The organism is Lentibacillus sp. L22 (genome assembly GCF_040812445.1).
Classification (GTDB): Bacteria; Bacillota; Bacilli; order Bacillales; family Amphibacillaceae; genus Lentibacillus_C; species Lentibacillus_C daqui.
The window spans coordinates 1-6,462 of record NZ_JBFNXI010000076.1 but is presented as its reverse complement, the minus strand read 5'-3'; the positions used below and the strand labels follow the sequence as shown (position 1 = coordinate 6,462).

Below are 6,462 nucleotides of genomic sequence, written 5' to 3'. Positions count from 1 at the left end.
TGTACACTCCGGTGCTCAAAGCTACGCCGCCTAGAACTTCTCGGTCCTTTTTATCCTCCTTTTTGAACACGCATTTAAGTAATATCTTTTATATTATAAATATATCGGGAATTCCATATTATAGTATACTAGATATATGGATAGTTTTGGGGATAAAAATTGACGTACACATAGGAGTTAGACAATTCAGAATCACGTGCGTGCCCGCCACCAGGAAAATCAAAAAAGACATTGAAGCTCACGAGTGAAATTCAATGTCTTTTTCATTGCTATTTTAATTTTTCACCAAATAGAGATCCCATTAATCCAACTGCCTGTGTTGCGGTTTTATTTTTGTCATCTAAGATTGGATTGACTTCAACAAATTCGGCTGATGTCAGAATATCCGCTTCAGCAAGCATTTCCATAGCCAAATGACTCTCGCGATAACTTAGCCCGCCAAGCACCGGTGTTCCTACACCAGGTGCTTCCGATGGATCCAATCCATCCAAATCAAGACTAAGATGAACACCATCACAATGCTTTAAGTAATCAACCGTTTCCCGCATCACACTAGTCATTCCCATCCGATCAATTTCATGCATGGTAAACACCTTAATCCCTTTGTCTTTAATCAGTTCACGTTCTCCCGGATCCAGTGAACGTGCACCAATAATAACGACATTTTCCGGTTTCACTTTTGGCTGGTAGTCCAACATGTTCGTTAACCTTTCATGGCCAATTCCCATGCTAACGGCTAGTGGCATTCCGTGAATGTTGCCTGACGGTGATGTGTCCCCGGAGTTCAAATCACCATGCGCATCATACCAGATCACCCCAAGATTGTTGTAGTGCTTGGCGATTCCGGATAAGCTGCCAATGGCAATACTATGATCCCCACCGAAAATTAGCGGAAAGCGGTTTTTATTAATCTCCTCATTTACCAATTGTGCTAATGTTTCGTTCGCTTCGGCAACTTGTGGTAAATTTCTTAAGTTTCCTTCCCGCTCATCCGACTGCTGGTCTGGACGATTGATAGAAATATCTCCCAAATCATCAACGTGGTATTGTAAACGCTGTAATCTTTCTATAGCACCAGCATAGCGCATCGCACTCGGCCCCATATCAACACCCCGTCTGCTTTGTCCCAGATCCATCGGTACCCCAATAATCGACATATCTTTTAACATATTCCCAACCCCCTTGTATATGTATATTTTAGCGAAAAAGGGGAACATGACTCAACTCAACATTTTTTTGTATATTCATACATAATAAGGTTCAGGCGATTGTTAGGATAGACACACGATTGATTGAATGTTACTACACAATCAATTCCGGAATGTTAATATCAACCGAAACGCAGCTAACATCGACCGAATTTATCTAATATCAACCAGGGTTGGGCGTGTATCGACCGAGGCAGTGCTTTTATCGACCATACACATGCTAATATCAACCTGATAGGCTTAACTATCAACCAGAACAAAGGAAATATCGACCCCGGCAATGCAACAATCAATTGCAATCAGCCGAAGTCCGGTTAATATCTACCCATGACAGCCCATGTCTTTACCCAGTCACAAAAAAATCAGGTACCATCCTATTTGGATAATACCTGTTTACTGTTTATCTATTCTACCATGGTTGCCCCAAAAAGGTTAGGACTGATGGTCAACGGTTTGATTCCAACATCCTGCCAGGCCTTCATTAATCGATTGGCCATTTGCAGGTTTGGCATGAACGCGATTCCGCAATCACCACCGCCAGCACCAGATGGTTTTCCGACTCCTCCATATTGTTCCGCTAAATCACACAACGTTTTTAACAAAGGGGTTTCTACTTCAACCCCAGCATTTTTCCCGACCGTTGCCAGCGCATTTCGATTGTCCGCAACCCCCTTGAATAATAAACCCTTATCACTCTTTTCCACACCTTCCAAAAAGGTGGTCACCGCTTGTTTACTATCTAGTAAAAATTGCTGATAAAGTTCTGGATGATGGTTGTTGAGCTCACGGATTCTTGGGATTAACCTTGACGTAGATGCGGGATTGCCTGTCCAGCCAATACAAATGTAAATATCTTTAGGGAGTTGAATTGGATTCACAGAAAAATAAGGCCATTCCATCTTTAGTAACTCCATGATCGAATGAGCCTGCTGGTAAGATTGTAGCAACCATTCTGCCTGGAATGAACTGTATTGAAGGAAACCGCCATAGGAAGATGCGGCAACATCAGCGCCTGAACCACTTCCTTGCGTTTTCACATGTGCAATTGCTGCCAGTTTAAACACCAATTCCGCTGTAGGTTTTTCATTTAAATGCATATGTAGGATTGAGGCGATAACGGATGTTACAACAGCTGCACTGGAGCCAAGCCCATATTTCACTCCCGAGGCATCATCTAATTCACTTTTTATCGTTAAATGAAAATGGCTTAGCCTGATTTCATTTTCTACTAAATATGTAAGCACCACAGTCATCGCATCTTCTACAAACCGAAGCCGGTCATCCTGCGCACGAATGTCAAGCTTATTCGCATGATAGTCCCACTCCAGGTCGGTCAATGCAAAATCGAGTAGTGACAGCCGATTGTTATTTTGTTCTGTAATAGTTGCATAAACATAGCGGTCAACTGCCATTACTACTAACTGATGATACGGCTCAAGGACAGCAAATTCACCTGCAACCATTAGTTTTCCTGGTACTTGAATGGTCATGGATGTGTTCGACAATTTTTTCAACTCCTATATGAATCAGGAACTTACAGGCTGTTATATCTATACCATTTGCTTTACCTAAGGCACAAAACGCCAAAAAATATATTCGCATCGCGGGCGTTTTTTCAAACCTACCCCCGCCTACTCATTTTTATCACGCATTAACCGGCTGTAATACCCCCACCTGTTTCACTTTATAGATAGGTGATTCCCTGTCCTGGGCGACTTAAGGTAACATCTTGTACACCAGGAATTTGGTGAAGCGCCTTTTCTACAATTGCCTCATCATCCGGTAAATAGAGCACCTTTACGTTGGGACCGGCATCAATCGTAAAAAACACGGGGACACCACGTTCTCGCATTGCCTGAACCTCTCGCATGACCCGAACTGTTGCATCATTCCAATACATAACCGGTGGTGCAGCCCCAAGCATTGTAGCATGCATCTTCAGACAATTTGCCTCAGCGATACTGCCAACCTTTTCAAAATCATGATGTTCTATTCCGTCCTTTATCTGTTCCAAATCATGAGGGATACTATCCATCCAGCCCGGATAAAACGGAGAAGTTGCTACTGTACGCTTCATCCCTTCCCGGCTGGATATTTTCTTTGCCGTTTCCGTTAAAACAACAGCAGCGACCCTTACATCCCACTGATCCGCGGCTTGTACCTGAACAGCATAGGAATCGGAACCATCCGTTTTCGTTCCTTTTACCCATTCCACGAATCCACCGTGAATGGATCGGCATGCAGAACCTGATCCTTGTCTGGTTATCCTGGATAGATCCTCGTCACTCATTGGAACATCAAGTGCTTTGATCGCTGCTGCCGCCAATGCCGCAAATCCTGAAGCAGAGGAGGCAAACCCGGCCGCAGTGGGAACATGATTAATGGAGTGCACTTCAGCATTTAAATTCGTTACCGCTGTTTCGTTTCGGATGTGATCGAGAAACGCTGCAACCCGTTGATATTGACTCCCCGTAACAGCCTGCTCATTTAGAAAAAACGTATCCTGTGAAAGTTCTTCCCGAAAAGCTACCGTTGTTGTTGTATAAAACCCGTCAAGTGTTAAGGAAAGGCTGTTATTCATCGGTAAAATTAACGAATCGTCCCGCTTTCCCCAATATTTAATAAGGGCAATATTTGTATGTGCTTTAGCTGTTGCTTTCATCGATATCCCCATTTCACTTAGATCTGCCGCCGTAATACAAAAGGCCAAACTGCGTGTGCACCAATTCTTTTCAGCTTCTCGGTCAGATGGATGGAGTGTGCTTCATTTCGTGCCAGCGCAATGATACAACCGCCATTTCCACCACCAGTTAGTTTTGCCCCCAGTGCTCCCTCTTTTCGGGCTATATAAATCAGCCTGTTTAATCCCGCATCACTAACACCAAGCGCTTCCAGTTCCTTTTGTGCTTCATTCAACGTTTTCCCCAAGATGTGTTTACTCGCCTTTTCCAGCGCACGTCTTGCCTGATGTGTGATTTCACCTATCCGGTCAAGGCTTGCCTGAATTCGCTTTGATGCGGATTTGAATAAGTTTGCAACCGATTCAACCGCAGACTTCGTATCACCCATTCGACCAGAGTCAGCAACGACAAAATGGAAGTCCGCTTTTGGCTGAATAAAGTCAAATGGTCTGTCTTTTTCATACCAGACCGGTGATCCGGATGTAATTGTCAATGTATCAATTCCGCTAGGTGCGCCATGTGCATAAGTTTCCGAAATATTAGCAAGGTTAAGCAGTTCCTCTTCCGTGTAGGGTTCATCTGCATAGGCAAACAATGACCGGATTACTGCAATAGCCACCGAAGCACTCGACCCTAGTCCCTTGCCAGGTGGTATGGAAGATTTGATGCGAATTAATAGATCCTTACATGGCAGTCCCAATTCCCTTAACGCCGCATGGACACAGTTAACAATCCCATCCATTTGATTCGGCGCTAAATCAATTGGCCCATGGTAGATGGCACTATCCAATTTAACTGCTCCTGGGACGTGTTCAACAATGGACTCCACGCCAACTAGCGGAAATGGAATGGCAATGGCAGGTTGCCCATGTACAACCGCATGCTCACCAATTAAAATCAGTTTACTATGAGCTAATCCTATAGCTGTTTGTTCTGAAGTTGTTGCCTTTTCTGCACTCATTTTATATATTCTTCCACCAATTCTTTAGCTTTTCCAACACGGATTTCCTTTGCTTCAATCAATTGTTCCGCAATAATATCGATCATCTCCCCAGTAGCACCTGCTGCCATAGCAACCGACCGAGAATGTAATGCCATATGACCTTTCTGGATGCCTTCCGTTGCCAAAGCCTTTAATGCGCCAAGGTTTTGTGCCAGTCCTACAGCAACAATGACTTGTGCCAGCTCCTTGGCAGAAGATACATCCAATATGTTATGAGCGACCTGAGCCATCGGATGCACACGAATAGATCCGCCAACAGTTCCAACCGACATCGGTAACTCCAATTCCCCCACCAGGTTTCCCTGATTATCAACGGACCAGGTTGTCATCGAATCATATTTTCCATGACGTGATGCATAGGCATGGGCAGCAGCCTCTACCGCACGCCAATCATTACCGGTTGCGATAACCACCGGGTCAATGCCATTCATGACCCCTTTATTATGGGTGACCGCCCGGTATGGGTCAGAGGCAGCGAACTTATATGCATGAACAACACCATCACGCACTTCTTCCCCGGTAAAGCCATCCTTTCTTAACAATTCAGGTGGGATGACACATATCGCCTTTGCCAGGCATCGGTCGGCATAATTGGAAAGAATACGCAAATATACTTTCCCATTTGTTAATTTTTCCATGGTTGGTGCTAATGATTCCACCATCGTGTTGATAATGTTGGCTCCCATGGCATCGCATGTATTTATGTATACATGCACCACTAACATCTTCCCGTAATCCGATTCTGCATCATCATTTAACAGTCGAACTTCCAGATCCTCGGCACCGCCACCCCTAGCAACCAAACTTGGGTATGCCGCATTCGCATCATTGATCAGTGCATTCTTCTCTGCAATAATGGCCTCTTTGGCAGCATTAAAATCCGGACAGCCGATAATCTGAATTTGCCCGATCATGACACGTTCAGTAGCGTTTGTTTTAAACCCGCCGGCTTCCCGGACAATTTTAGCAATATGACTGGCCGACGCCACAACAGATGGTTCTTCAATCGCCATTGGAACGACATAATCCCTTCCATTTATTAAAAAGTTCAAACCCATCCCTAATGGTAAGGAATAAGTACCAACAACATTTTCAATCATCTTATTTGCCGTCTCTAGTGGCAATGATTGAGCACTCTCCAAATGATCCAATTCCCCATCCTGCAGTTGTAAATTTGATGCTAACCATTCACGTCGCTTTTCCACCGCCATATTATAAAACCCAGGGATTCTAGAAGTCCTCATTCCACTCATCCTTTTGCAAAAAAGATCATATCTATATTTGTGTCTGTTTCAAGTACGTTTTATTCAAAAAATAGCTCTCTCTATTATGTAAAAAAATAGTCTAAAATGCAAATAAACAAGGTTGTCATTTTACAGAACGACCTTGTTTACTTCATTTTACTATGGTTGCTAGTTTTTGGCTAGGATTTCTTGTATAACGGAAAATAAAACGTAAAAATTTCCGATTCATTCAGCTTCCGCCTTTGTTCTAGTGAGCCATGGAGGATTCGAACCTCCGACCCTCTGATTAAAAGTCAGATGCTCTACCGACTGAGCTAATGGCTCAT

5 protein-coding genes and 1 tRNA gene are annotated in these 6,462 nt (G+C 43.8%); all 6 read right to left on the bottom strand.

What is annotated here, in order from left to right:
* Positions 1 to 269 precede the first annotated feature (269 nt).
* The 6 genes from rocF to ABRT01_RS17805 all read right to left on the bottom strand — a co-directional run bounded on the left by rocF (position 270) and on the right by ABRT01_RS17805 (position 6,460).
* Positions 270 to 1,169, bottom strand: a complete 900-nt coding sequence (gene rocF / locus ABRT01_RS17830; RefSeq protein ID WP_269410949.1) for an arginase — start codon at positions 1,167 to 1,169, stop codon at positions 270 to 272.
* A 443-nt stretch (positions 1,170 to 1,612) separates the two neighbouring features.
* Positions 1,613 to 2,713, bottom strand: coding sequence for a phosphomevalonate kinase (locus ABRT01_RS17825; protein WP_269410948.1), 1,101 nt, complete (start codon positions 2,711 to 2,713; stop codon positions 1,613 to 1,615).
* A 179-nt stretch (positions 2,714 to 2,892) separates the two neighbouring features.
* On the bottom strand, positions 2,893 to 3,870 hold the full coding sequence (gene mvaD, locus ABRT01_RS17820; protein WP_269410947.1) for a diphosphomevalonate decarboxylase: 978 nt from the start codon (positions 3,868 to 3,870) through the stop codon (positions 2,893 to 2,895).
* Between the two features lie 17 nt (positions 3,871 to 3,887).
* Positions 3,888 to 4,850, bottom strand: coding sequence for a mevalonate kinase (mvk, locus tag ABRT01_RS17815; RefSeq protein ID WP_367749071.1), 963 nt, complete (start codon positions 4,848 to 4,850; stop codon positions 3,888 to 3,890).
* The gene (locus ABRT01_RS17810) at positions 4,847 to 6,136 is read right to left on the bottom strand and encodes a hydroxymethylglutaryl-CoA reductase, degradative (RefSeq protein ID WP_269410945.1); all 1,290 of its coding nucleotides are present in this window, start codon (positions 6,134 to 6,136) and stop codon (positions 4,847 to 4,849) included. The genes mvk and ABRT01_RS17810 overlap by 4 nt, the downstream gene beginning before the upstream one ends.
* A 251-nt stretch (positions 6,137 to 6,387) precedes the next feature.
* Positions 6,388 to 6,460, bottom strand: a tRNA-Lys gene (locus ABRT01_RS17805).
* Positions 6,461 to 6,462 lie beyond the last annotated feature (2 nt).

What these genes read in the sequence shown, in the direction of transcription:
- rocF (WP_269410949.1), bottom strand. Translation starts at nt 1,169, where the DNA reads ATGTTAAAAGATATGTCGATTATTGGGGTACCGATGGATCTGGGACAA.
- mvaD (WP_269410947.1), bottom strand. Translation starts at nt 3,870, where the DNA reads ATGAAAGCAACAGCTAAAGCACATACAAATATTGCCCTTATTAAATAT.
- mvk (WP_367749071.1), bottom strand. Translation starts at nt 4,850, where the DNA reads ATGAGTGCAGAAAAGGCAACAACTTCAGAACAAACAGCTATAGGATTA.
- ABRT01_RS17810 (WP_269410945.1), bottom strand. Translation starts at nt 6,136, where the DNA reads ATGAGGACTTCTAGAATCCCTGGGTTTTATAATATGGCGGTGGAAAAG.